This is a genomic window from Nocardia sp. NPDC051756 (assembly GCF_040681495.1).
Taxonomy (GTDB): domain Bacteria; phylum Actinomycetota; class Actinomycetes; order Mycobacteriales; family Mycobacteriaceae; genus Nocardia.
In genome coordinates, this window is record NZ_JBFAYV010000015.1 from 120,265 (window position 1) to 145,045 (window position 24,781).

The 24,781-nt window shown below is 67.1% G+C and carries 25 protein-coding genes and 1 tRNA gene; 17 read left to right on the forward strand and 9 right to left on the reverse strand.

Annotation, left to right across the window (positions count from 1 at the left end; all coding sequences use genetic code 11):
* The first annotated feature begins 2 nt into the window (after nucleotides 1–2).
* From AB0M22_RS41920 to AB0M22_RS41955, 8 genes are read left to right on the forward strand one after another with little or no spacing between them, the layout of a single operon-like run.
* Nucleotides 3–1,199, forward strand: coding sequence for an MCE family protein (locus tag AB0M22_RS41920; protein ID WP_364738776.1), 1,197 nt, complete (start codon nucleotides 3–5; stop codon nucleotides 1,197–1,199).
* Nucleotides 1,196–2,218, forward strand: a complete 1,023-nt coding sequence (locus AB0M22_RS41925) for an MCE family protein (protein WP_364738778.1) — start codon at nucleotides 1,196–1,198, stop codon at nucleotides 2,216–2,218. Before AB0M22_RS41920 ends, AB0M22_RS41925 begins: the two co-directional genes overlap by 4 nt.
* Complete coding sequence (locus tag AB0M22_RS41930; protein WP_364738779.1) at nucleotides 2,218–3,282, forward strand: MCE family protein; 1,065 nt, start codon at nucleotides 2,218–2,220, stop codon at nucleotides 3,280–3,282. The genes AB0M22_RS41925 and AB0M22_RS41930 overlap by 1 nt, the downstream gene beginning before the upstream one ends.
* The gene (locus tag AB0M22_RS41935; protein ID WP_364738781.1) at nucleotides 3,279–4,547 is read left to right on the forward strand and encodes an MCE family protein; all 1,269 of its coding nucleotides are present in this window, start codon (nucleotides 3,279–3,281) and stop codon (nucleotides 4,545–4,547) included. Before AB0M22_RS41930 ends, AB0M22_RS41935 begins: the two co-directional genes overlap by 4 nt.
* Nucleotides 4,544–5,788 (forward strand): MCE family protein, encoded by a 1,245-nt coding sequence (locus AB0M22_RS41940; RefSeq protein ID WP_364738783.1) that lies wholly within the window; start codon nucleotides 4,544–4,546, stop codon nucleotides 5,786–5,788. Before AB0M22_RS41935 ends, AB0M22_RS41940 begins: the two co-directional genes overlap by 4 nt.
* Complete coding sequence (locus tag AB0M22_RS41945; protein ID WP_364738785.1) at nucleotides 5,785–7,212, forward strand: MlaD family protein; 1,428 nt, start codon at nucleotides 5,785–5,787, stop codon at nucleotides 7,210–7,212. The genes AB0M22_RS41940 and AB0M22_RS41945 overlap by 4 nt, the downstream gene beginning before the upstream one ends.
* A complete protein-coding gene (locus AB0M22_RS41950; protein ID WP_364738786.1) occupies nucleotides 7,209–8,036 on the forward strand; it encodes a hypothetical protein in 828 nt (275 codons plus the stop codon). The genes AB0M22_RS41945 and AB0M22_RS41950 overlap by 4 nt, the downstream gene beginning before the upstream one ends.
* On the forward strand, nucleotides 8,033–8,533 hold the full coding sequence (locus AB0M22_RS41955; protein WP_364738787.1) for a h domain protein: 501 nt from the start codon (nucleotides 8,033–8,035) through the stop codon (nucleotides 8,531–8,533). Before AB0M22_RS41950 ends, AB0M22_RS41955 begins: the two co-directional genes overlap by 4 nt.
* Here the strand turns inward: AB0M22_RS41955 and AB0M22_RS41960 are convergent.
* From AB0M22_RS41960 to AB0M22_RS41975, 4 genes are all read right to left on the reverse strand, one after another.
* Complete coding sequence (locus AB0M22_RS41960) at nucleotides 8,520–10,004, reverse strand: HAMP domain-containing sensor histidine kinase (RefSeq protein WP_364738789.1); 1,485 nt, start codon at nucleotides 10,002–10,004, stop codon at nucleotides 8,520–8,522. The genes AB0M22_RS41955 and AB0M22_RS41960 overlap by 14 nt on opposite strands.
* The gene (locus tag AB0M22_RS41965) at nucleotides 10,001–10,738 is read right to left on the reverse strand and encodes a response regulator transcription factor (RefSeq protein ID WP_150403823.1); all 738 of its coding nucleotides are present in this window, start codon (nucleotides 10,736–10,738) and stop codon (nucleotides 10,001–10,003) included. Before AB0M22_RS41965 ends, AB0M22_RS41960 begins: the two co-directional genes overlap by 4 nt.
* A gap of 66 nt (nucleotides 10,739–10,804) precedes the next feature.
* Complete coding sequence (locus AB0M22_RS41970) at nucleotides 10,805–12,361, reverse strand: trehalose-6-phosphate synthase (RefSeq protein ID WP_364738858.1); 1,557 nt, start codon at nucleotides 12,359–12,361, stop codon at nucleotides 10,805–10,807.
* An 86-nt stretch (nucleotides 12,362–12,447) separates the two neighbouring features.
* On the reverse strand, nucleotides 12,448–12,639 hold the full coding sequence (locus AB0M22_RS41975; RefSeq protein ID WP_150403824.1) for a hypothetical protein: 192 nt from the start codon (nucleotides 12,637–12,639) through the stop codon (nucleotides 12,448–12,450).
* A 144-nt stretch (nucleotides 12,640–12,783) separates the two neighbouring features.
* Here AB0M22_RS41975 and AB0M22_RS41980 point away from each other — a divergent pair, with 144 nt between their 5' ends.
* The 3 genes from AB0M22_RS41980 (at nucleotide 12,784) to AB0M22_RS41990 (ending at nucleotide 14,220) form a co-directional block, all read left to right on the forward strand.
* Complete coding sequence (locus AB0M22_RS41980) at nucleotides 12,784–13,617, forward strand: alpha/beta hydrolase (protein ID WP_150403825.1); 834 nt, start codon at nucleotides 12,784–12,786, stop codon at nucleotides 13,615–13,617.
* A 172-nt stretch (nucleotides 13,618–13,789) separates the two neighbouring features.
* A complete protein-coding gene (locus tag AB0M22_RS41985; RefSeq protein WP_011207082.1) occupies nucleotides 13,790–14,032 on the forward strand; it encodes an MbtH family protein in 243 nt (80 codons plus the stop codon).
* A gap of 116 nt (nucleotides 14,033–14,148) precedes the next feature.
* Nucleotides 14,149–14,220: transfer RNA gene (locus tag AB0M22_RS41990), tRNA-Thr, on the forward strand.
* Between the two features lie 130 nt (nucleotides 14,221–14,350).
* On the opposite strand, the gene AB0M22_RS41995 is transcribed toward AB0M22_RS41990, so the two are convergent.
* Nucleotides 14,351–15,307, reverse strand: coding sequence for a COX15/CtaA family protein (locus AB0M22_RS41995; protein ID WP_364738792.1), 957 nt, complete (start codon nucleotides 15,305–15,307; stop codon nucleotides 14,351–14,353).
* A gap of 456 nt (nucleotides 15,308–15,763) precedes the next feature.
* On the opposite strand from AB0M22_RS41995, the gene AB0M22_RS42000 reads away from it, so the two are divergent.
* Complete coding sequence (locus AB0M22_RS42000; RefSeq protein WP_364738794.1) at nucleotides 15,764–16,126, forward strand: hypothetical protein; 363 nt, start codon at nucleotides 15,764–15,766, stop codon at nucleotides 16,124–16,126.
* Nucleotides 16,123–16,563: a hypothetical protein gene (locus AB0M22_RS42005; protein ID WP_364738796.1), complete on the forward strand. Its 441-nt coding sequence runs from the start codon at nucleotides 16,123–16,125 to the stop codon at nucleotides 16,561–16,563. Before AB0M22_RS42000 ends, AB0M22_RS42005 begins: the two co-directional genes overlap by 4 nt.
* Before the next feature lie 311 nt (nucleotides 16,564–16,874).
* On the opposite strand, the gene AB0M22_RS42010 is transcribed toward AB0M22_RS42005, so the two are convergent.
* Entirely contained in the window at nucleotides 16,875–17,465 is a 591-nt protein-coding gene (locus AB0M22_RS42010; RefSeq protein ID WP_364738797.1) for a hypothetical protein, read from the reverse strand.
* Between the two features lie 147 nt (nucleotides 17,466–17,612).
* On the opposite strand from AB0M22_RS42010, the gene AB0M22_RS42015 reads away from it, so the two are divergent.
* Entirely contained in the window at nucleotides 17,613–18,932 is a 1,320-nt protein-coding gene (locus AB0M22_RS42015) for a DoxX family protein (RefSeq protein WP_364738799.1), read from the forward strand.
* 62 nt (nucleotides 18,933–18,994) lie between these two features.
* On the opposite strand, the gene AB0M22_RS42020 is transcribed toward AB0M22_RS42015, so the two are convergent.
* Nucleotides 18,995–19,420 (reverse strand): HIT family protein, encoded by a 426-nt coding sequence (locus tag AB0M22_RS42020; protein ID WP_364738801.1) that lies wholly within the window; start codon nucleotides 19,418–19,420, stop codon nucleotides 18,995–18,997.
* Between the two features lie 130 nt (nucleotides 19,421–19,550).
* Between AB0M22_RS42020 and AB0M22_RS42025 the strand changes: the two genes are divergently transcribed.
* Entirely contained in the window at nucleotides 19,551–20,624 is a 1,074-nt protein-coding gene (locus AB0M22_RS42025) for an alpha/beta hydrolase (RefSeq protein ID WP_364738803.1), read from the forward strand.
* 13 nt (nucleotides 20,625–20,637) lie between these two features.
* Here AB0M22_RS42025 and AB0M22_RS42030 read toward each other — a convergent pair whose 3' ends face one another.
* Nucleotides 20,638–21,015: a PH domain-containing protein gene (locus tag AB0M22_RS42030; RefSeq protein ID WP_150403830.1), complete on the reverse strand. Its 378-nt coding sequence runs from the start codon at nucleotides 21,013–21,015 to the stop codon at nucleotides 20,638–20,640.
* 160 nt (nucleotides 21,016–21,175) lie between these two features.
* Between AB0M22_RS42030 and purD the strand changes: the two genes are divergently transcribed.
* Nucleotides 21,176–22,453 (forward strand): phosphoribosylamine--glycine ligase, encoded by a 1,278-nt coding sequence (gene purD, locus AB0M22_RS42035; RefSeq protein WP_364738804.1) that lies wholly within the window; start codon nucleotides 21,176–21,178, stop codon nucleotides 22,451–22,453.
* Here purD and AB0M22_RS42040 read toward each other — a convergent pair.
* Nucleotides 22,446–23,435, reverse strand: coding sequence for a M23 family metallopeptidase (locus AB0M22_RS42040; protein ID WP_364738806.1), 990 nt, complete (start codon nucleotides 23,433–23,435; stop codon nucleotides 22,446–22,448). The genes purD and AB0M22_RS42040 overlap by 8 nt on opposite strands.
* Before the next feature lie 99 nt (nucleotides 23,436–23,534).
* Here AB0M22_RS42040 and AB0M22_RS42045 point away from each other — a divergent pair, with 99 nt between their 5' ends.
* Entirely contained in the window at nucleotides 23,535–24,698 is a 1,164-nt protein-coding gene (locus tag AB0M22_RS42045) for a pyridoxal phosphate-dependent aminotransferase (RefSeq protein WP_364738807.1), read from the forward strand.
* Nucleotides 24,699–24,781: the final 83 nt, after the last annotated feature.

The following is a 24,781-nucleotide window of genomic DNA, read 5'->3' on the forward strand; positions in this document are numbered from 1 at the left end:
ATATGGCGGATTCGAACAAAGTGCGCGCAGCAGTGGGTTACAAGTTGGCCGGCTCCGCGATGGTGCTCGCGCTGGTCGCGATCGTCGCCGTCGCGCTGGTGATGTTCGTCGGCGGGTTCACCTCGACGGCCACCGTGACGATCGACGCGCCCCGTAGCGGGCTGGTGCTCGACCCCGACGCCAAGGTCAAGGTGCGCGGCGTGGAGATCGGCCGGGTGGTCTCGATCGACCAGACCGCCGACGGCGCCAGCCTGAAGCTCGCGCTGAATCCCGAACAGCTGAAGCTGGTTCCGGCCAACGCCGGCGTGGATATCCGCTCCACCACCGTCTTCGGCGCGAAGTACGTGAACTTCACCGTGCCGCAACAACCTTCGTCGGCCTCGCTGCAACCGGGCGCGCGGGTGACCGCGCAGCACGTGACGGTCGAATTCAACACGCTGTTCCAGCACCTGTCCGACGTGCTGGCCAAGGTGGAGCCGGAGAAGCTGAACGCGACGCTGTCCGCGCTCGGCACGGCGTTGCAGGGCCGCGGCGAGAAGCTGGGCGACCTGCTCGCCCGCAGCGACGCCTACCTGCGCGACATCAATCCGTATCTGCCCACCCTGCAACAGGATCTGGTGAAGACCGGCGACGTCACCAACCTGTACGCGGACACCGTCCCGGACCTGTTGCGCACCGTCGACAACGCCACCGTCACCAGTCAGACGCTGGTCGACGAGCAGCAGAGCCTGGACGACGTGCTGGCCAACCTGATCGGCCTGGCCGACACCACCGGCTCGGTGCTGCGGGAGAACGAGGCCGACTTCAGCACCGCGCTCGATCTGCTGCGCCCGACCACGAGCCTGCTGTTCGAGTACGCCCCCGCGCTCAGCTGCATCATCAACGGCCTCGGCCCGATGATGCCGCTGGCCGAGGACGTGTTCGGCGGCAAGCTGCCCGGTATCGGGATGAACACCAACTTCATGTTCGGCGCGCAGCCCTACAAGTATCCGGACGACCTGCCGAAGGTGAACGCGACCGGCGGCCCGCACTGCGAGGGCGTGGTGGATCGGGTGCCGGGCAGCCATGCGGGTTACGTCGTCACCGACACCAACGAGGGAGCGCCGTACGTGCCGAACACGGGTTTCACCAAGCCCAACGAAGCACCGAAGGTGTTCCAGCTGCTGTTCGCCGGGCTGCCGGGGGTGGGCTCGCTGTGAAGAACACCGCGACGACGGTCAAGCTGCTCATCTTCACGCTGGTGATGGCGCTGGTGTTCGCCGGTCTGGTGATCGTGTTCAGCCAGATGCGGTTTGCCCGGGAGTACGGCTACCACGCCGTGTTCACCAGTTCGTCGGGGATGCTGCCCGGATCGAAGGTGCGCATCGCCGGTGTGCCGGTCGGATCGGTCTCCTCGGTGAAGGTGGGCAAGGACCACCTCGCGCACGTCGAGTTCGCCGTCGACCGCAAGTACCGGCTGCTCACCAGCACCCGCGCCACCATCCGCTACGAAAACCTGGTCGGTGACCGGTATCTGGAGCTGCTGGAGGGTCCGGGCGGCACCGAGGCGCTGCGCGACGGCGGCACCATCGGCAAGGACAAGACCGCGCCCGCGCTGGATCTGGACATGCTGCTCGGCGGGTTCCGCCCGCTGCTGCGCGGCCTGGATCCGGCCCAGGTGAACGACCTGACCGGCGCGCTGCTGCAGATCTTCCAGGGCCAGGGCGGCACGTTGGTCTCGCTGCTCAACAGCGGCGGCTCGTTCGCCAAGACGCTCGCCGATCGCGACGAGCTGATCGGCAACGTGATCAACAACCTGAACACGGTGCTGCAGACCATCGATCAGCGCGGCGACCAGTTCGCCACCACGCTCGACGAATTGCAGCGGCTGGTCAGCGGTTTGGCCGCCGACCGCGACCCGATCGGCGACGCGCTGCCCCGGATCGCCGGTGCGACCCGTGACCTGACCGGGCTGCTCCAGCAGGCGCGGCCGGACCTGCGTTCCACCATCGAGCAGACCGGCCGGCTGTCCACCAATCTCGACGAAGGCTCGGACACCATCCAGTGGGTGCTCGACAAGCTGCCCGACACCTACAAGAAGCTGATCCGCATCGGCGCCTACGGCTCGTTCCTGCAGCTCTACGTCTGCGGGACCAACCTGGTGGTGGACGGCCCGAACGGGCAGCCGATGCAGGTGAACCTGCCGGGTAAGCAGACGACCGGAAGGTGCACGCCCTGATGAACGAGCGATCACGCGCCGTCACCATCGGCATCGTCGGGTTAGTCGTCGCGGCGTGTGTCGCCCTGTCCGCCTTGCAGTTCGACCGGTTGCCGTTCATCCGCAGCGGCGCGAGCTACACCGCGTACTTCTCCGACGCGGGCGGCCTGCTGCCCGGCGACCCGGTCCAGGTGGCCGGCGTGCGCACCGGCCGGGTGGACGATGTCCATCTGGACGGCGCGAAGGTGCTGGTCCGGTTCACCCTCGACGAGTCGATCGTGCTCGGCCAGAAGACCTCCGCGGCGATCAAGACCAACACCGTGCTCGGCCGCAAGTCGCTCGAGCTGACCCCGACCGGATCGGGCGCGCTGCGCCGCAGCGACACGATTCCGTTGGACCGCACCACCTCGCCGTACTCGCTCAACGACGCGCTCGGCGACCTCGGCCGTACGGTGCAGGGGCTGGACATGGATCAGGTGGACAAGACACTGGACACGCTCTCGGCGACCTTCGCCGACACCCCCGCGCCGTTGCGCGCGGCCTTGGACGGCGTTACCGCGTTGTCGCGCAGCATCAATGCCCGCGACCAGGCCCTGTCCGAGCTGCTGACCCGGGCGCAGAACGTCACCAAGATCCTGGCCGACCGGAGCAACCAGATCAACGCGCTGCTGCTGGACGGCAACAACCTGCTCGGCGAGCTGGACCGGCGGCGCGCCGCGATCGGGCAGCTGATCGTCTACGTGAACGAGGTGGCCAAGCAGCTCTCCGGCCTGGTCTCGGACAACGAGCCGATCCTCAAACCCGCACTGGACAAACTGAATTCGGTGCTCGGCCTGTTGCAGCGGAACAAGCAGAACATCTCCGACGCGCTCGACAGCCTCGGCCCGTACGCCGCGGCGCTGGGTGAGCAGGTCGGCAACGGGCCGTGGTTCAACGCCTACGTCGTCAACGCCACCAGCACCGAGTTGCAGCCGCTGGTCGACGCGCTGGTCTGGCCCGAGCATCTGCCCGAGGACCTGCGCAATATCTTCACCAACCCGGCACCGCCGTCGATCGGGCCCGCCCTTCAGGAGCCACCGCGATGAACATGCTGGACAGAGCACGCAAGCTGCCGCGCTGGGCGCTGCTGGTTGCCGGCGGGCTGGTCGCCGTGCTGGTGGTCGCCGCGATCTACAGCGGGGTGAGCCGGATCGGGAAGACCAAGATCACCGCGTATTTCCCGTCGACCTCCGGGTTGTATCAGGGCGACGAGGTCCGGGTGCTCGGCGTGAACGTCGGTTCGATCGACTCGATCGAACCGGGCAAGGACCGGGTGAAGGTCGAGATGACCATCGACCGCGGCATCGACCTGCCCGCCGACGCACGCGCGGTGATCATCTCGCCGTCGCTGGTCTCGGCGCGGTTCATCCAGGTGGCGCCCGCCTACGTGAGCGGCCCGAAAATGCGCGACGGCGCGGAGATTCCGCTCGAGCACACGGCCGTGCCGGTGGAGTGGGACGACATCAAGGCCGAACTGTCCAAGCTGTCGACGACGCTCGGCCCGGTCGGCGACGACTCGCAAGGCTCGTTCGGGCGCTTCGTCAACACCGCCGCCGACAACATGGACGGCAACGGGCAGAAGCTGCGCGACACGTTGCGCGAGCTGTCCGCGACCCTGAACACGTTGTCCGACGGGCGAACCGATCTGTTCGGCACCATCCGCAATCTGCAGAAGTTCGTCGACGTGCTGTCGGCGAGCAACGAGCAGATCGTGCAGTTCGGCGGCCGGCTCGCGTCGGTGTCCTCGGTGCTGGCCGGTACGTCGCAGGAACTCGGTGCGGGACTGGACAATCTGGATACCGCGCTCGGCGATGTGAAGCGGTTCCTGGACGGCAGCGGCGCCGAGCTCACCGAGGGCGTGCAGCGGCTGGCCGATGTCACCCAGCAGCTGGTGGACAAACGCCCCGAACTGGAGCGGGTGCTGCACTCCGGGCCGACGGCGCTGGTGAACTTCTACCAGATCTACAAGCCGGCCCAGGGCACGCTGGCCGGTGCGGTCTCGCTCAACAACACCGCCGATCCGCTCGGCTTCCTCTGCGGTTCGGTGCGGGCGCTGGAAACCAACGACTCGGATCGCTCCGCCGATCTGTGCGCGCAGTACCTCGCGCCGGTAATCAGTTCGCTCGCCATGAATTACGCGCCGATCATGCTGAATCCGGCCACCGGCGTGCACGCGTTCCCGAACCAGCTGACCTACAGCCCGCCGAGCCTGGCCGGGCAGACCGCACCGCCCGGACCCGCACCGGGACCGGCGCCGGTCACCGTGCCGAACGGCCTTACCGGACTTGCTATTCCAGGAGGAGGGCGATGAAAAAGCCTCGCCGGATGGCCATGCTGGTGGTGGGTCTCGCGGTGGCGCTCGGCATCTCGGGCTGCGAGTGGGACGGGTTGAACTCGCTGCCGATGCCGGGCACCGAGGGCACCATGGACGGCGCGTACCGGGTGCGCATCCAGATGCCGAATGTGACCACGCTGACCAGGAATTCGCCGGTCCGGGTCGACGACGTCACCGTCGGCACCGTGTCGAACATCGAGGTGGAGGGCTGGCACGCGCTGGTCACCGTCACGCTGAATCCGAGCGTGCGGCTGCCCGCCAATGCCGTCGCCAAGATCGGCCAGACCAGCCTGCTCGGTAGTAATCACATCGAGCTGGCCCCGCCGAGTGACGTTGTGCCGCAGGGACAGTTGAAGGACGGTGACCTGATCCCGCTGGAGCGGGCCGGGGCCTATCCGACGACCGAGCAGGTGCTCTCGTCGCTGTCGGTGGTGCTCAACGGCGGCGGCATCTCGCAGCTGGAAACGATTACCCGCGAACTGAATTCCGCGCTCAGCGGCCGGGCGAACGACATCCGCGATCTGCTGCCGCAGCTCAACGAGCTGACCACCAACCTGGACCGGCAGCGCAACGACATCATCGCCGCGATGAGCGGCCTGGACCGCCTGGGCGGCCAACTGGCCCAGCAGCGCGACGTGGTCGCCGCCGCCATCGAGCGGATCCATCCCGCGCTCACCGTGCTCGCCGACCGCACCAAGAACATCACCGCCACGATCAACGCGCTCGGCGACCTCAGCGACGTCACCGACCGGCTCATCGCCAGCAGCGGCGACAACCTGAAGGCCAACCTGCGCAGCCTCGCCCCGGTGCTGCAGACGCTGGCCGACACGGGGAACAACCTGGTCGAGTCGCTGAAGATCATCCCGACCTTCCCGTTCCCGATGAAGAACCTCGACAAAGCGATCATGGGCGACTACCTGAACCTGTTCATCACCGTCGACCTCACCGGAAAGCGGTTGGACAGCAACTGGTTGACCGGCACGCCGCTCGGCGGTCGGTTCGGCGGCGTCGAGGGCGTGATCGGCAGTTTCGCGCCCGACACCGCGACGCAGAGCGGCAACCCCGCGACCGGGCCCTTGCAGCCGCCGCCCGCCCCGGGCGCCCAGCCGACGCCGACCATTCCCGGCCTGCCGCCGATTCCGGGTCTGCCCGCCATCCCCGGGCTGACCGTGCCGATGCCGGGAGACACTGCGCCACAAGGGGGTCCGGGCCGATGACGCTCACCCGATTCGTCCGCATCCAGCTGTCGATCTTCGCCGTGCTCACGGTGATCGGCCTGGTGATCATGGGCGGGGTGTATGTGAAGGTGCCCGCGATGTTCGGCATCGGCCGCTACGACGTCACGGTGCAGCTGGCGGCGACGGGCGGTCTCTACCCGACCGCCAACGTCGCCTACCGCGGCACCAATGTCGGTGTGGTGCAGGATGTCCGGCTCACCACCGGCGGGGTCGAGGCGAAGCTGTCCATCGACAGCGACTACAAGGTCCCGGCGGATGTGAACGCGTGGGTGCGCAGCGTCTCGGCGATCGGCGAGCAGTACGTCGACCTGATCCCGCCCGAGCACCCGGCCGGGCGAAACCTGGCCGACGGCGCGGTGATTCCGGTGGAGCGCACCAAACTTCCGCAGGACGTCGGCACGCTGCTCGACCAGTCCGACCGGCTGCTGTCCAGCGTCGCCGACACCCGGCTGCGGCAGGTGATCGACGAGGCGTTCAAGGCGTTCAACGGCGCGGGCCCGGACCTGCAACGGTTCATCGACTCGGCGTCGCTGCTGGTGCAGGAGGCGCAGAACAGCGCGGAGCCGACGAAGAAGCTGCTGGATCAGATCGGACCGCTGCTGGACACCCAGATCGAGTCCGACGCGGCCATCCGGTCCTGGACCAGCGATCTGGCCACGGTCACCGACCAGTTGCGGGCGCACGATCCGTCGCTGCGCAACGTGTTGCGCGACGGGCCGTCGGCGATGCAGCGGGTCAGTGCGCAGTTCGAATCGCTGCGCCCGACGTTGCCGCTGCTGCTGACCAACCTGGTCAGCACCGGACAGGTCGGCGTCACGTATCACGCTGGGCTGGAACAACTCCTGGTCGTCTTCCCGCCGCTGATCGCGGCGCTGCGCACGATCATCCGCGGACCAGTGGAGTACGGCGCGATGGTCGACTTCATGGTGGTGGTCAACGACCCGCCCGCCTGCACGACCGGATTCCTGCCGCCCAACGAACGACGCTCGCCGAGCGAGCTGGACTCGATCCCCTCCCCGCCCGGCCTGTACTGCAAAGTGCCGCAGGACTCGCCGATCGACGTGCGCGGCATCCGCAACACGCCGTGCGCCGAATTCCCCGGCGTCCGAGCGCCGACCCCCGAGCTCTGCCGGACCGGTTACGTCCCGGAAGGGGACAACCCCGCGTTCGGTCCGCCGCGACCGGTAGCCCCGGCCTCCGCGCCGGCCGCACCGGGGACGACACAGGTGGCACCCGCCGCGTACGGCACCGGCACGCCCGCTGCCGCGAGATCCTATGACCCGTCCACCGGCCAGTACATCGGCCCGGACGGCCGCACCTACCGACAGGGCGATATCGGACCGGGCGGTTCGGGCACGGTACCGTCGAGCTGGCAGGCGATGCTCGAGGAGCAGCAACGATGAGCGATAAAAACGCAGATCAGCACCGTACGCGGCGACGCGCGGTGCGCTCGGTGGGTCCGCCGGTCGAGGAGACCGCGGGCTCCGCAGTGACGTCGGTTCCGGTCGCCGAGACCGGTGCCGCGCAGGCGGCCGCCACGGCGGTCCCGGTTTCCACGGCCAAGACGCCGGACGCCGAAAACGCGTCCGCGGTCCCGGCTTCCGGGTCGGCAACGACCGAGGCGAAAGACGCGGCTCCGGTTGATGCCGTTGTCGTCGAAGACTCGGCGGACGGCAAGGTGGTCGATCTTGCGAAGGGCGTGCCGGCCGATGCGGCGGACACCGGCACCGAGCGGACCCGCTCCGGTGTGTGGCGCATCGTCGGCGTCGCCGCGGCCTCCGTCCTGGTGCTCGCGCTGCTGATCGGCGCGGGTTTCGCCGGTATGAAGGTGCGTTCGATCGACGCGCGCGACGACCGCCGCGGCGAATACGAGCAGACCGCGCGGCAGGCCATCCTGAACCTCACCACCATCCGCGCCGATTCGGCCAAGGCCGACATCGACCGGATTCTCTCGGTCGCCTCCGGCCAGTTCAAGACCGAATTCGACGGACGGGTCGACCCGTTCATGAATATCGTGCAGCAGGCCAAGGTGGTCTCCAACGGCGAGATCGTCGACGCGGCGCTGGAGAACGACAGCGACGACTCGGCGACGGTGCTGGTCGCGGCCAAGCAGTCGCTCACCAACGCCGGCCAGCAGGGCGAGCAGACCCGGTTCTACCGCTTCCGGGTCACCGTGAGTCGCGGCGACTCCGGCATGACGGTTTCGAAGGTGGAGTTCGTCGGATGACACTTCGTGGAATGACCAAGCGCGGCAAGATCTTCCTGGCCACGCTCAGCGTGCTCGCCCTCGCGGCGGTGGTGGTGCTCGGCGTCAGCGGCTACCGGATCTGGAACGACGACCAGGCCGAGCAGGCCCGCAAGGACGCGGTGACCGCCGCGAGCCGGACCGTGTCCGCCATGTTCACCTACGACTTCCAGACGGTGGACAAGGAACTGCCGAAGGCGGCCGACAATCTCTCGCCGAAGTTCAAGGACGACTACCTGAAGCTCATCGAGCAGGCAATTGCCCCGGGCGCCAAGGAAAAGCAGCTCAACGTCAAGGCGACCACGCAGGCGGGCGGCGTCGTGTCCGGCGACAAGTCGAAGGTCGTCGTGCTGCTGTTCCTGAATCAGGTGACCACCAGCAAGGATTCGCCGGAGGGCACGACCACGGGCAGCCGGGTCCGGGCCACGGTGGAGAAGGACGGCGACCGCTGGCTGGTCGATCAGGTCACGCCGGTTTAGTCGAAAGCGGCTGTCCCGCAGTCGTTTCGCGGGGGAGCCGGACGGTGAACGTGGTGCCGGCGCCCTCGGTGCTGCGCACGTCGACCGAGCCGCCGTGCGCGGTGACCAGCGCCTGCACGATGGAGAGGCCGAGGCCGGTGCCGCCGCTGGTCCGGGCGCGGGAGTTGTCCGTGCGGTAGAAGCGTTCGAAGATGCGGTCGGCCTCGTCGGCGGGCAGGCCCGGGCCGGTGTCGGCGACCTCGAGCAGGACTTCGTCGGCGGTCGGGGTGAGCCGGACCGCGACCGCGGCGTCCGGCGGGGTGTGCGTGAGCGCGTTGTTGAGCAGGTTGGCCAGCACCTGGCGGAGCCGGGTCTCGTCGCCGACGATCTCCAAAGTGCCCTCACCGGTTTCGATTTCGAGTTCGATGCGGCGACTGGACCCGTCCGGGTCCGCGGCCGCGGCCATTGCCCGCGCGCTGTGCACGGCATCGCTGGCGACCGCGAGCAGATCGACCTGGCCACGCTCCAGCGGGCGCTGTGCGTCCAGCCTGGCCAGCATCAGCAGGTCCTCGACCAGAATGCCCATCCGCTGGGATTCGCGTTCGATGCGGTCCATGAAGAGGTCGGGATCGGTGGTCGCGCCTTGGCGGTACAGCTCGGCGAAACCGCGAATGGTGGTGAGCGGCGTGCGCAATTCGTGGCTGGCGTCCGCGACGAACTGGCGCATCTTCGCCTCCGACCGCTTGGCGGCCGCCTCCGACGCCTCGGTTTTCGCGAACGCCTGCTGGATCTGGGTGAGCATGCCGTTGAGCGACCTGGACAACCGGTCGACCTCGGTGTTGCTGCCGCGCACCGGAACTCGCCGATAAAGGTCGCCGCGGGCGATGGCGGCGGCGGTGTTCTCCACCCGCAGCAAGGGGCGCAGGCTGCGCCGGATGACGAAGTAGGCGGCGAAGGCCAGCGCGGTCAGCACGATCAGCCCGACCACCAGTTCCAGCATCACCAGGCGTTGCACGATCTCGAAGTTCTGGTTGAGCGGCAGCGCGACCGTGGTGGTGCCGTCCGGGACCCGGACGGTCAAACTCCGCCACTCGATCGGGCCGCCGCCGACCGAGCGCACGGTCATCGGGCCGATCTCCGGCGAATCCGGCAGCGCGGGTTCGGCATCCAGGCCGAACGCCTTGATCACGTAGACCCGTCCGTCGTCCTGCACCGAACGGACATAGAACTGGCTGGTGTGCCGCGGATCGCCGGGCAGGCTGGGCGGCGGGGGCACCCGGCGGCGCGACCATTCGATCGCGCCGTTGCGCAGCTGCTGATCGGTGCGATCGGTCAGCGAGCGTTCCAGGCCGGAGGTGACCACCATGCCGGAGATCAGCAGCCCGAGTCCCGCCGTGGCGACCAGGATCAGCATCAGCGTCACCCGGAGCGGGATCGCCGAAAGCACACCGGAGGTCTTGGCGCGCAGCGCCGCGATCCGGCCCTGGGTCATTTCCCAGCCGACCGGCTGCGACTCGGCGCGCGCATCACGTAGCCGACCCCGCGCAGCGTGTGAATGAGCCGTTCGTCGCCGGTATCGACCTTCTTGCGCAGGTACGACACGTAGGTCTCGACCACGCCGACCTCGCCGCCGAAGTCGTAGCGCCACACGTGGTCGAGGATGCGCGGCTTGCTCAGCACGGTGCCTGCGTTGACCATGAAGTAGCGCAGCAGGGTGAACTCGGTGGGGGAGAGCGCGACCGGCTCGCCGGCCTTCCACACCTCGTGCGTGTCGTCGTCGAGTTCGATGTCCTCGAACCGCAGCCGGGAACTCTCCCGTTGCGGCGCGGCGTGACCCGCGCGGCGCAAGATCACCCGCAGCCGGGCGACGACTTCCTCCAGGCTGAACGGCTTGGTCACATAGTCGTCGGCGCCGAGGGTGAGGCCGGTGATCTTGTCCTGCACCTCGTCGCGCGCGGTGAGGAACAGCACGGGGGAGTCGATGCCGTCGGCGCGTAGCCGGCGCAGCAGGCCGAAGCCGTCCATGCCGGGCATCATCACATCGACGATCAGCGCCTGCGGCCGGAAACTGCGCGCCTTGTCCAGCGCCTGCGCGCCGTCGACCGCCGTGTCCACGGCGAAGCCCTGGTAGCGCAGGCTCACCGCGAGCAGCTCCACGATCATCGGCTCGTCGTCGACCACCAGCACCCGCGCCTCGGGTGCCTGCTCCGCAGGCGCACCACTCATGGGTTCATAGTCCGTTATTCGCCTGCGAACTTGCTGGACCAAACCTGGGTGATTCCTGTGAAGGGATTATCGCGACGGCTGGCGCTCCTCCGGGTAGGTGTCGTCGTCGGTCAGCAGCGCGCTGCCCGCGACCTGACCTTGGGCCAGGGCCTCGAGGAAGGCACGGGCCCAGCGGTCCACGTCGTGGGCGAGGACCTGGCGGCGCAGCGAGCGCATGCGGCGGCGCTTGGTGTCACGGTCGTCCTCGATGGCGGAGACGATCGCGTCCTTGACGCTGTCCAGGTCGTGCGGGTTGCACAGGTAGGACTGCCGCAATTCGGCTGCGGCGCCGGTGAACTCGCTGAGCACCAGGGCGCCGTTGAGGCCGCTGTGGCAGGCGACGTACTCCTTGGCGACCAGGTTCATGCCGTCGCGCAGCGGCGTCACCAGCATCACGTCCGCGGCGACGAAGAAGGCGATCAGCTCGTCGCGCGGGATCGGGCGGTGCAGGTAATGCACCACCGGGTAGCCGACCTGGGCGAACTCGCCGTTGATCCGGCCGACCTGGCGCTCGATGTCGCCGCGCATCTGGATGTAGCTCTCCACCCGCTCGCGGCTCGGTGTGGCCAGCTGGACCATGACCGTCTCGGACGGGTCGATCCGCTCCTCCAGCAGCAGCTCTTCGAGCGCGTTGAGCCGGATGTCGATGCCCTTGGTGTAGTCCAGGCGATCGACGCCGAGCAGGATGTTCTTCGGATTGCCCAGTTCCGCACGGATTTTCGCGGCCCGTTCGCGGATCGAGCGACGCCGGGAGTGCTCGTCGAGTTCGGCCGAGGAGATGGAGATCGGGAACGCGCCGACCCGGACCGTGCGGAACCCGACCTGCACGACGCCCAGCTTGGACCGCACGCCGACGGTGCCGCGCGAGGTCGGCTGACCGGCCAGCCTGCGGGCCAGGTACAGGAAGTTCTGCGCGCCGCCGGGCAGGTGGAAGCCGATCAGGTCGGCGCCGAGCAGGCCCTCGACGATCTCGGTGCGCCACGGCATCTGCATGAACAGCTCGACCGGCGGGAACGGGATGTGCAGGAAGAAGCCGATGGTCAGATCGGGGCGCAGCATCCGGAGCATCTTCGGCACCAGCTGCAACTGGTAGTCCTGCACCCACACGGTGGCGCCCTCGGCGGCCACCTTCGCGGTCGCCTCGGCGAAGCGCCGGTTCACCGTGACGTAGGCGGCCCACCACTTGCGGTCATAGACCGGGCGCACGATCACGTCGTGATAGAGCGGCCACAGCGTGCCGTTGGAGAAGCCCTCGTAGTAGTCGGCGACTTCCTCCGCGGTCAGCGGCACCGGATGCAGTTCGAGGCCGTCCTCGATGATCGGATCGATGTCCGCGTCGGGCACGCCGGCCCAGCCGACCCAGGCGCCTTTGTTGCTGCGTAGCACCGGTTCCAGCGCGGTGACCAGTCCGCCGGGGCTGCGCTTCCAGCGGGTCGTGCCGTCGGGCAGTCGTTCCAGGTCGACCGGGAGCCGGTTGGCCACGACGACGAAACCGGAACCGGATTCGGCCGGGCCGGTGATCGTCGGGGTGTTCTCGTCAGGTGCGGTGTCTAGGGCGGGGTCGGAGTCGTCGGACGATGTCATCTGGTCCACTCACGCATCCTTTGCGCGTCGCTGGGTCCCCCGGAAATCCGGTAGTCGACGTCGCCGTTGGCGTCGAAAGGCGGGGCTTACTCTGCCCGGGCGCTCGGTGCGATGCCGAGCATCGACAACAGCATCCGGCACTCGTCGGCGTCTTCGGCGTAGGCCGCGACAACGCGCTGTGCCTGACGTGCGGTTTCGTCGGCAAGTGGTTCCAGATCGTCGTCCGCGATGTCGTTCGCGCTGCCCTTCGCGGCCATCTTCAAGTCCTCCCGGTTCACTACGCTCGTACCTGCGAATAGTCAATGGTATCTGGCGTCGCCTGACCCGGGTGGCACCCGCGTCAGACCGGCCCCCGGCCGGTGTGCCGACTCCCTCCCGCCCTATACCGTGGGGCGGAGCATCAACTCCACGAAAGGGTCGATATGCCGCTGGCCACGGTGAACGGAATTTCCCTCAACTACCAGGTCAAAGGTGACCGCGCGCGGGGTACCGATGTCAAGGGTTCGGGGCCGCTTGTGGTCATGATCATGGGCACCGGCAGTCCGGGGCGGGTCTGGGAACTGCATCAGGTGCCCGCGCTGGTCGCGGCCGGCTATCGGGTGTGCACCTTCGACAACCGCGGGATCGCGCCGTCGTTCGAGGCCGCGACCGGGATGACCATCGATCAGCTGGCCGCCGACACCGCCGCGCTGATCGAGTTCCTCGACGAGGGCCCGGCACTGGTCGTCGGCACCTCGATGGGCGCGCGGGTCGCGCAGGAGCTGGCGCTGGCCCGGCCCGAACTGGTGCGCAAGGCCGTCTTCATGGCCGGGCACGGACGCCTCGATCAGTTCCAGAAGACGCTCTCGCTCGGCGAGCACGAACTCGACGCCAGCGGGGTGAAGCTGCCGGAGAAGTACGAGGCGGCGGTCACCGCGGTGATGAACCTCTCGCCCGCGACCCTGGCCGACCCGAACTCGGCGCGCGACTGGCTCGATCTGTTCGAATTCACCGGCGGTCCGGTGACGCCGGGCATCCGCGCGCAGCGTCGGATGGATCACGATTTCGACCGGGTGCAGGCCTACCGCGCGATCACCGTGCCGTGCCTGGCCGTCGGATTCGCCGATGACCGGATGATCCCGCCGTACCTGTCCAGGGAAGTCGCCGAGGTCATCCCCGGTGCGCGCTATCAGGAGGTGCCGGACGCCGGGCACTTCGGCTACCTCGAGCGTCCTGAGACAGTGAACAAGATTCTGCTCGACTTTTTCGCGAGCTGAGATTCCCGGGCCAGAGGTAACCGCCCAGGCGTAACGTCTCCCTTGCTAGGGTCGAAACAACGCTCGGGACTCCAACGGCGCGCAAGTCCGTTGAACCCTCGGTTCGTCGGACCCGGCGCCGAAGGATCCACGAGCGATCCCGTACATAGCGCCAGTATCCAGTGAGGTGAAATTGAGCACCAACCCCTTCGATGACGAAGACGGCCGCTTCTTCGTCCTGGTCAACGACGAAGAACAGCACTCCCTGTGGCCTGCTTTTGCCGAGGTCCCGGCCGGATGGCGCGTCGTGTTCGGCGAGGACAGCCGCGCTGCCTGCGTCGAGTACGTCGAGAAGAACTGGACCGATATGCGTCCGAAGAGCCTGCGCGACGCGATGGCCGCCGACGACGCGGCCCGTCAGGGCGCCCAGTCCTGATCCCGCGGTAGCTGAATACTGCGCCGGGACACTTTGCCGACTGCGTGATGCCGTAAACCCGGTGTCACGCAGTCGGTGTGCCCGGCTATGATGGCAACCGCTTTCCGAAGGCACCCGCCTCCTTAGCTCAGTGGTAGAGCACCGCTCTTGTAAAGCGAAGGTCGTCAGTTCAATCCTGACAGGGGGCTCAACGACGAAAGGGTGGTCGCACCGAGTTGGTCCGACCCCCCTTTGCTCTGCGGCGCAACGGCGTTCGGTCGGGGACGTTGGCTCCGTAGCCGAAGGTCGTGCAGGGTCTGCTCGATCTGGGCCTCGCAGTTATGTTTCCGTGCTGCGGAGTCGATAGTATGGAGAGATTTCGAGGAACACCCGGATTGCCCCGATGAAGACCAACGCAGCGACCAGCATGTGAACGATGACGAGGCTATTCGGCAACCTGGTCGCTGACTGGGTGATTCCCACACCCATCTGGGCCGTTAGAGCCAGCAGAACCCAAGCGGTGCGGCGCCGTAGGTCGGTGCCTGGGGAACTCGACTTCCATATGCTCGCGGCCGCGATGGTGACAGCGCTGGCGAGCACGGCATGTAACCAGGTCGCTGTGGCCCAGTCGAACGGCATTCGCTGCACGTCGCTCGAGTCACCGGCGTGGGGGCCTGCCCCGGTCACCGCTGTTCCTACGATCATCAGTGCGGCGGTGGTAGTCAGCAATACCCAGACCAGCTGCCGTTGCGTTGGTGTGCCGACGGCGGTTGGACGAATGGCGTCGTGACGTCGGTCGAGGGCGTCCCAGGTCGCCGCGGCCCCGGCAAGTAGCAGGGTGGCGGCGAGAAAATGCGCTGCGACCATGTAGGGGTTCAAGCGTGCCAGAACGGTCAGTCCGCCGACGACAGCGTTGAGCACGACAATCCAGAACTGAACCCACGCCAACCGGGTGACCTGTGGCCAGGGTTCTCGTTGAAAGCGCGCGACGACGATCAGCGCTCCGACCACTACGCAAATGACGCCGGTGAGCAGTCGGTTGACGAATTCGACGACGGCGTGAAGCCCCATCTCGGGGGTTGGGGACAGCGCACCATTCGCGCATGTGGGCCAGTCCGGGCAGCCGAGGCCGGAACCCGTGACGCGCACGACTCCGCCACCGACGATGATCGCGATACTCGCCAGCACAGCGGAAGCGGCCGCTGCACGAAGTGCCCCGCGTCCGAAACCGATCTTTCCGTCGAGATAGGAGAAGGGGGTTCTCAGCAGTCGCCGACTCGATCCGGTCGTCACCATCCTGGAGCCCCCTCGGCCATCGTCTCGGAACCACCGGGACGCTTATCGACCCGAACATCTTGTCACGCTGGCGAGTACGTGAGGCCGGTGGTCGACAGCTGACAGCTTGGCTGGTGATGACAACAGATCGCAACGGGTCCGCGCACGCCACCCCGTTGCGAAGAGCCGCAAAGAAATTTGTCGAACTCCGGTGGAACCGATCCGCGATGGTTGCCGTCTAACCCTGTATTACCAACTACGCGGGGGGCGAAGACGTTGTGGTCCAACGGATTCTCCGCTATTTCTTACGGAGGGGTTCTCATGATATTCACTGATGAAGGTGCGCCGATTTGCGGCGCCGGTGCTCACGAGTCAGCAGCTCGAGCAAGCAGCGACTCGGTCACGCCGAGACCCGCGGGGAGTGGAGCTTCAGGGTCTAGTCTTGCCCGGATATTCGTTCTCGCCATAGCAGCAGGCTTGGCAATGCTGGGATCACTTCTTTTGGCTCCGACTGCGGCGGCCGGTCCGGAGTACTCCGAGACCGGGCCGGCAGGCTCGATATACATCACGCTGCGGCCGTTCGATGAAGGTCGGATTGCTTTGACCTATGACATCGTCAACACGCAAGGTGCCACCGGAATGGAAGTTACCCTGTCTCCGGTCGGGTTGAACTCGGCTTCGTCGTCATCGACCTTCGGCGGCGGCCGGGCCTCGAAGACCGTCATCTACCCCTACACGGCAGGAGACCAGGTGAACGTGGGCGTGCATGTCAAGTTCTTGACTCCTCATGGGATCCAAGACAATTCGGCCCATCCGTTCGTTGTAAGCTACCCAAGATGACGAACACGGCGATTCCGGTACTGGTGGGTCAGCTGACGACTGGCCGAACCGGAGAGGTCTCTTGGGCACTGTGGCCAGTGGAGGTCTATTCCACCGGTTGCCTGCTACGTATCCGCCTGATTCCTGACGGTCAAAGGCCTGAATATCAGGATTCGGAATCGAAGGCGCTATTTGCCACGATCCAGCTTTTGGAAGGGCACGAACGTGAGTTGATCTCGCTCGAGTCCGGACACGGCAAGGTTCAGCTCAGTTCTGGTCGGCTGCCGACGCGAGGGGGCGACCCGCAGACCAGCGAGCCGTGGGAGTACGTGTGGACCCTCGAGTACTGGTGGCCGCAGGAACGATGGGACGACAAGCTGACGCTGAAGTGGCCCACCTACGACCTCGGCCTCACCCTGCCGGTCGATATCGGTGAGCTGACCAAGAACAAGCCGTGAGCCCACGGAATCGTCAGATATTCAAAAGCCGTTGAAAATTGGCGGGCACCTGACCGAGGTGCCCGCCAATTGGTCATAACCAGGTAGTCGAGTTCTGCCGCCGGGAGGTCCCGAAAATGAACACCTCTAGACCTTTCGGTTTGTGCTCAGCGGTGAGCTGCTGAATCCGTGATCAGCACAGCGCCGATACCGATTGATCTTGCGAGCGAAAGGGCGTCAGTTCAAGCCTGACAGGGGCTCAAACAATCCGTGGCTTGCTGAGGCAGCAGGTGCCGGATTTTGGCTAGGTGGAGCGAACTGCTCGAGTCCGGTTACGGCTGTGCCGGCCGGACTTCGCTTGCCTTGCGGTACTTTCCGTGTCGACCTTCGCCGATCAGCCAGGTGACCGGCATACCCGGCGTGATGCGTTGGTCGTCGCCCCGGTATTCCCAGCGGGAGAACCACACGTCGTCGCCGGAGTCACTGGCGATCAGACCGTCGTAGCTGTGGGGGAGCCACCAGCGGACCACGCCGTCGAGACTCGGATCGGGATCCCTCGCCGCCTCGATCTGCCCATACGGTATCGAGCGGTCTCGCCCGTGCCACCCGTCGAAGGCGGGGAGCAACGGCTGGTCCCCACCCGCCGGATCGGCCGGCCAGATCTTTCCGCTCCGGGCCAGGACATCGTCATGGATACGCTGCGCCAGTTCGCACGCCACACCGCTGGGAGTGGACTCGCTCGGGGTACAACCAACAAGGACATCCAAAGCCGGAACAGTGAATTCGATCCACCATCCCGGCGGCGAAGGCTGCCGCCGAAGGTGCTCGGGGACCGTTTCGTCGATGCGCACCTCGAACCCGAGAGCCGACTCGATGTCGGTCGCCAACAACTCGGCACCCCGTCTCGATGTGCGCTGATCCATGTGGCGATCATCCTGAATAGGCGTATCCGATGCCACGATCCGGACGCCATGGTCTGTGTCGATGCGGTTGTTAAGGCGACTGACCGGTCCTCGTTAAGCGGCCACTTCTACTGTCGCGGCACAGCGTTCGCGAGTAGGGAGGGGCCAGTGGTGCAGGAGGATGGGGTTGCGGGGTGGCATCCCTTGACGCGCATCGGGTTTCGGTTCGGGGTTTGTTACTTCGGGGGGATCGGGCTGGCGGGGGTGCTGGGGCTGGTGCCGATTTTGTTGGCGGGGGTGGGGGTTGAGACGGGCTCGGTGTTGCATTTGTCGAGTCTGGTGCGGCCGCCTGTCGAGTGGACTGCGGAACATGTGCTGGGTTTGCGGGTGACCAGTGCGCAGGTTGGTAGTGACAGTGCGTTTCAGTGGACCGGGTTGTTTTTGCTGGTGGTGATGTCTGCGGTGGCCACGGGGGTGTGGTCGGTGCTGGATCGGGGGCGGGTGGGGTACCCGCGGCTGTTTGCCTGGACTCAGTTGTATTTGCGGTTTGTGTTGGCGTTGGCGATGTTCTATTTCGGGATGGCCAAGGCGATTCCGACGCAGATGCCGTTTGTGCTGAATCGGCTGGTGGAGCCTTACGGCAATTTCAGTCCGGAGGGGGTGCTGTGGTCGCAGGTCAGTGTGTCGCAGCCGTATGAGATCGCGCTGGGGGCAGCGGAATTGCTGGCGGGGGTGCTGTTGCTGGTGCCGCGGGCGACTGCCGCGGGGGCGCTGTTGTGTGCGGTGGATATGACGCAGGTGTTCCTGTTGAACATGACCTACGACATCCGGTTGAAGACGGTCTCGTCGCAGTTTCTGCTGCTGAGCCTGTTCCTGCTCGCGCCCTACGCGCGGCGGTTGCTGGCGGCGCTGTTCGGCGGCCCGTCCGTGCCCGCGTTCCGGCCGGTGCCGCTGTTCGGTTCCGTGCGGGCGAATCGGATCGCGTTGGCGGCACAGCTGGTGGTGGGTCTGGGCCTGCTGGGCGTGTTCGGGGCGCAGAACTGGCAGCAATGGTCGAAGGAGACCCCGCACCTGTACGGGATCTATCGGGTGGACGGGTTCTCCTCCGAGGGTTATGCCCGCGACCCGTTGCTTACCGACGAATTACGTTGGCGCCGAGTCGTTATCGATCGTCCGTTCCATGTTTCGGACCCGATGGTGCTCACCATCCAGCACATGGACGACTCGTTCGAGGTGTACGGCGGCACCATCGATCCGAAGCGGCACATCATCGACCTGCATCACCGGATAGCGTTGGGCACCTTCGAAGAAACCCCGGTCCGGGTGCGGCTCACCTACTGGTGGCCGGCACCCGGCCGCTTGGTCATCGACGCGAACGACTACGCCGGTCATCGCATCCACACCTCGTTCACCGAGGTCGACCCGAAGTCCTTCCCGCTGCTCGAACGCGGTTTCAGCTGGGTCCAGGAACAGCCGTACAACCGGTGAACGAAAAGGGCGGTCCGAGCGCCGCTTCGGCGCCCGACCACCCTTGGTTTCGATCGATGGACTCAGTCGGGGACGTTGGCTCCGTAGCCGAGCTCGCGCAACGCCTGCTTGATCTTGGTCTGCGCCTCGTCCATGGACTCGGGGCTCGGGTCGGTGTCGGCGCCGGAGATGTCGAAGTCGCCCATGGTGAACGCCGGGAAGACGTGCACATGCAGATGCGGCACCTCGAGGCCGGCGATCAGCAGACCCGCCCGCGGCGCGTCCCACGCCGCGCGCACGGCCTGGCCGATCTTCTGTGCGACGACGTTCAAGCGGGCGAAGGTGTCCGCGTCGATGTCCTGCCACTGATCGATCTCCTTGCGGGGCACCACGAGGGTGTGCCCGGGGGTGACCGGTGCGATGGTGAGGAAACCGACGAATTCGTCGTCCTCCCAAACGAATCGACCTGGTAGCTGACCGGCGATGATCGCGCTGAAGACAGAAGCCATGCTCCGCAGGCTACGCGCTGCGGGGTCGGGTGGCCCGCGGGTGTCGGCGGCGATGTGGTGTTGCGCAACGGAGAAACTGTGTCTATCGTACACATATCAGTTTCCGCTGGACACAATTTAGGAACCACGCATGATCACTCTCGCGCTCGCCACCGCCGCCGCACTGTCCGCCGCCCCCGTCGGCCTGCTCGGCCATCGTCAGTTGCGTCGCCGTCGAGCCGCGGCGGACCTACGGATCGACACCCCGAACGGCATCACCGAGTCCGGCTTCGTGCGCATCGGCGGCATCGATCAATGGATCGAGATCCGCGGCGAGGATCTGGCCAACCCCGTTCTGCTGGAACTGCACGGCGGTCCAGGCATCACCAATACCTACTTCGCCCATCGAACCCGGGCGTGGGAGCGGCACTTCACCATCGTTCGCTGGGACATGCGCGGCGGCGGAAAGACCTTCGGTCGCGGCGAGCAGGGCGTGGCCACTTTCGACCAATTGCTCACCGACGCAGTCGAGGTCACCCGCTACGTGCACAAGCGACTGTCCACGGACAAGGTGGTGCTGCTCGCCAACTCCTTCGGATCGGTGCTCGGACTCCGGCTGGCCCGCAGCCATCCCGAGCTGTACTCCGCCTACGTCGGCACCGACCAGAACATCTCCGGCGGCGAGCGTGACGACATCCCGTTCCATGCGGTGGTGCGCAGACTGCGTTCGAGCGGCAAGCGTGCCGACGCGGCGAAGCTGGAGCGGATCGGCCCGGACGCCACCACCTGGAGCGCGGCCGATTGGGGGCTGCACGCCAAGTTGACCGCCAGCGCCGACCCGTTCATCGCCGCCATGCTCAAGAAACTGGTCCTGCCCGCGATGTGGTTCTCGCCGCAGCACCGGCTGCGCGATCTGAAGGCGGGCGCGGACGGCATGAAATTCTCCGAGCGGATCGGCGTCGAGTCCGTGCGGTTCGACGCGTGGCGCGATGGCACGCGATTCGAGCTGCCGTTCTTCATCTTTCAAGGCGAGCACGACAGTCTGACGCCCGCGGCCCGCGCCCGGCGCTACTTCGACGACGTGCAGGCGCCGCACAAGGACTTCGCGCTGATCACCGACGCAACGCATTTCGCGTCGTTCTGGCAGCCGGCGCAGTTTCTCGAGCTGCTGCTGACCCGGGTGCGTCCGCTGGTCGCCGACGTGGAGAACCGCGCCGAGGCGTAAGCACTACCGGCGACTACACCGCGACGAAATGCGACAGGATGCCCTGCACCTCGTAGATGTCGACCTGACGGTTGAACCGCTTCTGCAACGGCTCGTGACTGCCGGAGATCCAGATGTAGAGCTCGGCGTCCAGGTCGAAGGTGCCCGCGGTCTCCACCGAGAAGTGGGTGATCGAACGGTAGAGAATGCTGTGATAACTGACCTTGCGGCCGGTCATGCCCTGCTTGTCGACCAGGATCAGGCGCCGGTTGGTGAACAGGATGGCGTCGCGTACCAGCAGATACGCGGCATAGACCTGCTCACCGTCGCCCATCAGTTTCGCGTATTCCTGTTGCGCCCGGCCGGGATCGATCCGTCCGGCATTGCCCATCAGTCCGTCGATCAGACCCATCGTGTGCACATCCTTCGCGCGGTGTGGGTGGCGTGGCCCGGATGCGGTCTGCCCGAACCATCCCTTTCCATCATCCATGTCGCGAGACCGATATTCGATGGTCGTCTGCTGTTCATGAGTGAGCGCAGCTCGCCGCGGGCCTTCACCTAAGCTGTCTGCCGTGCGCGTACTCGTCATCGGTTCCGGAGCCCGTGAACATGCCCTCGTCCTTGCGCTGCGCCGCGATCCCGCGGTCAGCGCGATCGTCGCCGCGCCGGGCAACGCGGGAATCGCGCAGCACGCGACGACCCGGCCGGTCGATCCGTGCTCCGCGGAAGCGGTGGTCGCGCTGGCCACCGAGGCGGAGGCCGACCTCGTGGTGATCGGGCCCGAGGTGCCGCTGGTGCTCGGCGTCGCCGACGCGGTGCGGGCCGCCGGGTTCGCCTGCTTCGGACCGTCCGCCGCGGCCGCGCGGATCGAGGGCTCGAAGGCCTTCGCCAAGGATGTGATGGCGGCGGCGGGGGTGCGGACCGCACACAGCGAGATCGTGGACACCCCGGCCGACCTCGATGCCGCGCTGAGCCGGTTCGGGCCGACTTGGGTGGTGAAGGACGACGGGCTCGCCGCAGGCAAGGGCGTCGTGGTGACCGCCGACCGTTTCGCGGCCCGCGATCACGGCGCCGAACTGCTGGAGCAGGGGCATCCGGTGCTGCTGGAGTCGTTCCTGGACGGGCCGGAGGTCTCGCTGTTCTGCCTGGTCGACGGGGAAACCGTGGTGCCGTTGCTGCCCGCGCAGGATCACAAGCGGGTCGGCGACGGGGACACCGGACCGAACACCGGCGGCATGGGCGCTTACACGCCGCTGCCGTGGTTGTCCGACGAAGCGGTGACCGCGATCGTCGAGGACGTGGTGAAACCCGTTGCGGCCGAGCTGGTTCGCCGCGGCTGTCCGTTCTCCGGACTGCTCTACGCCGGTCTCGCGATGGGGGTCGCCGGACCCGCGGTCGTCGAATTCAATTGCCGTTTCGGCGATCCCGAAACCCAGGCCGTGCTCGCCCTGCTGGAAAGCCCGCTGGCCGAACTGCTCAACGCCACCGCGACCGGCACGCTGGCCGAGGTGGACCCGCCGCGCTGGCGGGACGGCTCCGCGATCACCGTGGTGATCGCCGCCGAGAACTACCCGGGCCGTCCGCGCATCGGTGACGTCATCACCGGGGCCGGTGACGGCGCGGTCGACGACTCCGCCGCGGTGCTGCACGCCGGAACCGCGCTGCGCGAGGACGGTGCCCTGGTCTCCGCCGGCGGCCGCGTGCTCAACGTGGTCGGCCTCGGCGCGGACCTCGCCGAGGCCCGCACCAACGCGTACGCGCGCATCGGCTCGATCAAGCTGCCCGGCAGCCACTACCGCACCGACATCGGCCTCGCCGCGGTCGAGGACCGCATCGCCGTTCCTAGCTGAAGGTGAGCCCGTGTAGGGCCAGCCACTGCTGCGGGTCGATGTGCTGCCCGCCGACGAGCACCTCGAAGTGCAGGTGCGGGCCGGTGGAGTCGCCGCGGTTGCCGACGCGGGCGATCTGCATGCCGGCCGGGACGCGTTCGCCGCGGGAGACGAAGAAGTCGTACATGTGGCCGTACACGGTGATGGTGCCGTCGTCGTGCCGGATCCGCACCCATAGTCCGAAGCCCTGGGCCGGGCCTGCGTCGATGACGGTGCCGTCGGCGACCGCGTAGATCGGCGTGCCGATCGGCGCCGCGATGTCGATGCCCGCGTGGAAAGTGCCCCAGCGGGAACCGAACCCGGAGGTGAAGGTGCCGCGGGCGGGCATAACGAAGCCGCCGAGGCCGGGCAGGATCGCGCCGGGCGTGGTGGTCGACGTGTTGCCGCCCATCCACGGTTGCCATTCGCCGGCGGCGGCCGCGGCGGCTTCTGCCTTGGCCCGTTCCAATGTCGCACGCGCGGCCGCCGCGACCACCGCCTGTTCGCGCAGGCGTTCACCGTTGTCGATGGCGTTCAGGTACCGGCGCACCGACGGCGGCGTGGACTGCAACTGCAGGGGATAGGCCACCGCGACGCGCTGGGCGTGGTCCGGGTCCGGGGTGCGATCGCTGATCACGCCCGCGAACGAGGCGTCGCCCGCGGCGAAGACGGCGGTGACCACGAGCGCGCCGAGCAGGACTCGATGCTTGCGCAGCAGGGCGAGGATCTTGTCTCGGTCGGGGCGTTTGTCCCACTTGTCGCGCAGCTCGGAGCGCCGCTGCCACAGTTCCCGCGGATCGGGGCGGCGTCGCAGGAGTTCCTGGACGTTGCGCCGATCGAGCAGGGCCCGCAGGCCGCGCGCCGGTCGTTCCCGGAGCCGGGCACGCCAGTCCGGCGGAATGACCCCGATGCCACCCACTCCGCGCACCCGGTCGAGCCCAGCTCGTCGAGCATCCTCGAGCATCAAGCCGACCATAACCCTGGTGGGAGTGGAGCGCACGACCAGGTGGAAAGGCGAGCGTCAGCGCGGTGTCGGGATACGACACCGTCTACCGTCTGACGGGTGTCCAGAGAATCTCGCCGGTCGACCATTCCACCTTTCTACGTGATGGACGTCTGGAAAGCTGCCGCGCAACGGGCCAGGACGCACGGCGATGTGCTCGTGCTGGCCGCCGGACAGCCGTCTACGCCGGCGCCCGCCCCGGTGCTGCGCGCGACGAAGGCCGCGATCGAATCCGAATTGCTCGGCTACACCGAGACTTTCGGCATCCTGCCGTTGCGCGAGGCGATCGCGGGGCATCACACCGAGACCTACGGCTACGCCGTGGACCCGGACGACGTGGTGGTCACGACCGGTTCTTCCGGCGCGTTCTCGCTGATTTTCCTGGCCGCCTTCGATCCCGGCGACACCGTGGTGGTCGCTCGTCCCGGCTATCCCGCCTACCGGAACACGCTCACCGCGCTCGGTTGCCGCGTGGTGGAACTGGATTGTGGTGCGGAAACCCGGTTCCAGCCGACGGTCGCCATGTTGGACGCGCTGCCCGAACCCCCGGCCGGGCTGGTGGTCGCGAGTCCGGCGAACCCGACCGGCACCATGATCGCCCCCGCCGAACTGGCCGCCCTCGCCCGCTGGTGCGACGACCACGGCACCCTGCTCATCTCCGACGAGATCTACCACGGCATCACCTACGACAGCTCCGACACCGCGACCTCCTCGTCCTGGGAGACCTCCCGCGAGTCCGTCGTCATCGGCTCGGTGTCCAAATACTTCTCGATGACCGGCTGGCGGCTCGGTTGGATGTTGGCGCCCAGCGGATTACGCCCGGCGCTGCAACGGCTCGCCTCCAATCTCACCGTGTGCCCGCCCGCGATCTCGCAGTACGCGGCGCTGCACGCGTTCGGCGCGGAGGCGAAGGCCGAGCTCGACGGGCACGTGCGCCGCTATGCGATCAACCGGCAACTGCTGCTGGACGGCCTGCCGAAGATCGGAATCACCGACCTGGCCCCGGCCGACGGCGCGTTCTACGCGTACGCGGATATCGGCCATCTCACCGATGACGCGCGCGCCTGGTGCGCGGACGTGCTAGACAACACCGGTGTCGCGCTCGCCCCGGGCATCGACTTCGACACTGTGCACGGAAATCGGACAGTTCGGTTCTCCTTCGCGGGAGCCACCGCGGACATCGAGCAGGCCCTGGTTCGTCTAGGGCACTATCTGGGTGTTTGATTGTCGTGTCCGGCAACAACTTTCCGCAGTTCGGCACCGTGGCCGCGCGGATACGGTAGAACATCGATGGTTGCTTTTCCTCG

Excerpts from the sequence above, each read along its gene's own strand:
- AB0M22_RS41920 (WP_364738776.1), top strand. The coding sequence starts at position 3 with ATGGCGGATTCGAACAAAGTGCGCGCAGCAGTGGGTTACAAGTTGGCC.
- AB0M22_RS41930 (WP_364738779.1), top strand. The coding sequence starts at position 2,218 with ATGAACGAGCGATCACGCGCCGTCACCATCGGCATCGTCGGGTTAGTC.
- AB0M22_RS41935 (WP_364738781.1), top strand. The coding sequence starts at position 3,279 with ATGAACATGCTGGACAGAGCACGCAAGCTGCCGCGCTGGGCGCTGCTG.
- AB0M22_RS41940 (WP_364738783.1), top strand. The coding sequence starts at position 4,544 with ATGAAAAAGCCTCGCCGGATGGCCATGCTGGTGGTGGGTCTCGCGGTG.
- AB0M22_RS41945 (WP_364738785.1), top strand. The coding sequence starts at position 5,785 with ATGACGCTCACCCGATTCGTCCGCATCCAGCTGTCGATCTTCGCCGTG.
- AB0M22_RS41950 (WP_364738786.1), top strand. The coding sequence starts at position 7,209 with ATGAGCGATAAAAACGCAGATCAGCACCGTACGCGGCGACGCGCGGTG.
- AB0M22_RS41955 (WP_364738787.1), top strand. The coding sequence starts at position 8,033 with ATGACACTTCGTGGAATGACCAAGCGCGGCAAGATCTTCCTGGCCACG.
- AB0M22_RS41960 (WP_364738789.1), bottom strand. The coding sequence starts at position 10,004 with ATGACCCAGGGCCGGATCGCGGCGCTGCGCGCCAAGACCTCCGGTGTG.
- AB0M22_RS41965 (WP_150403823.1), bottom strand. The coding sequence starts at position 10,738 with ATGAGTGGTGCGCCTGCGGAGCAGGCACCCGAGGCGCGGGTGCTGGTG.
- AB0M22_RS41970 (WP_364738858.1), bottom strand. The coding sequence starts at position 12,361 with ATGACATCGTCCGACGACTCCGACCCCGCCCTAGACACCGCACCTGAC.
- AB0M22_RS41980 (WP_150403825.1), top strand. The coding sequence starts at position 12,784 with ATGCCGCTGGCCACGGTGAACGGAATTTCCCTCAACTACCAGGTCAAA.
- AB0M22_RS41995 (WP_364738792.1), bottom strand. The coding sequence starts at position 15,307 with ATGGTGACGACCGGATCGAGTCGGCGACTGCTGAGAACCCCCTTCTCC.
- AB0M22_RS42005 (WP_364738796.1), top strand. The coding sequence starts at position 16,123 with ATGACGAACACGGCGATTCCGGTACTGGTGGGTCAGCTGACGACTGGC.
- AB0M22_RS42010 (WP_364738797.1), bottom strand. The coding sequence starts at position 17,465 with ATGGATCAGCGCACATCGAGACGGGGTGCCGAGTTGTTGGCGACCGAC.
- AB0M22_RS42020 (WP_364738801.1), bottom strand. The coding sequence starts at position 19,420 with ATGGCTTCTGTCTTCAGCGCGATCATCGCCGGTCAGCTACCAGGTCGA.
- AB0M22_RS42025 (WP_364738803.1), top strand. The coding sequence starts at position 19,551 with ATGATCACTCTCGCGCTCGCCACCGCCGCCGCACTGTCCGCCGCCCCC.
- AB0M22_RS42030 (WP_150403830.1), bottom strand. The coding sequence starts at position 21,015 with ATGGGTCTGATCGACGGACTGATGGGCAATGCCGGACGGATCGATCCC.
- AB0M22_RS42040 (WP_364738806.1), bottom strand. The coding sequence starts at position 23,435 with ATGCTCGAGGATGCTCGACGAGCTGGGCTCGACCGGGTGCGCGGAGTG.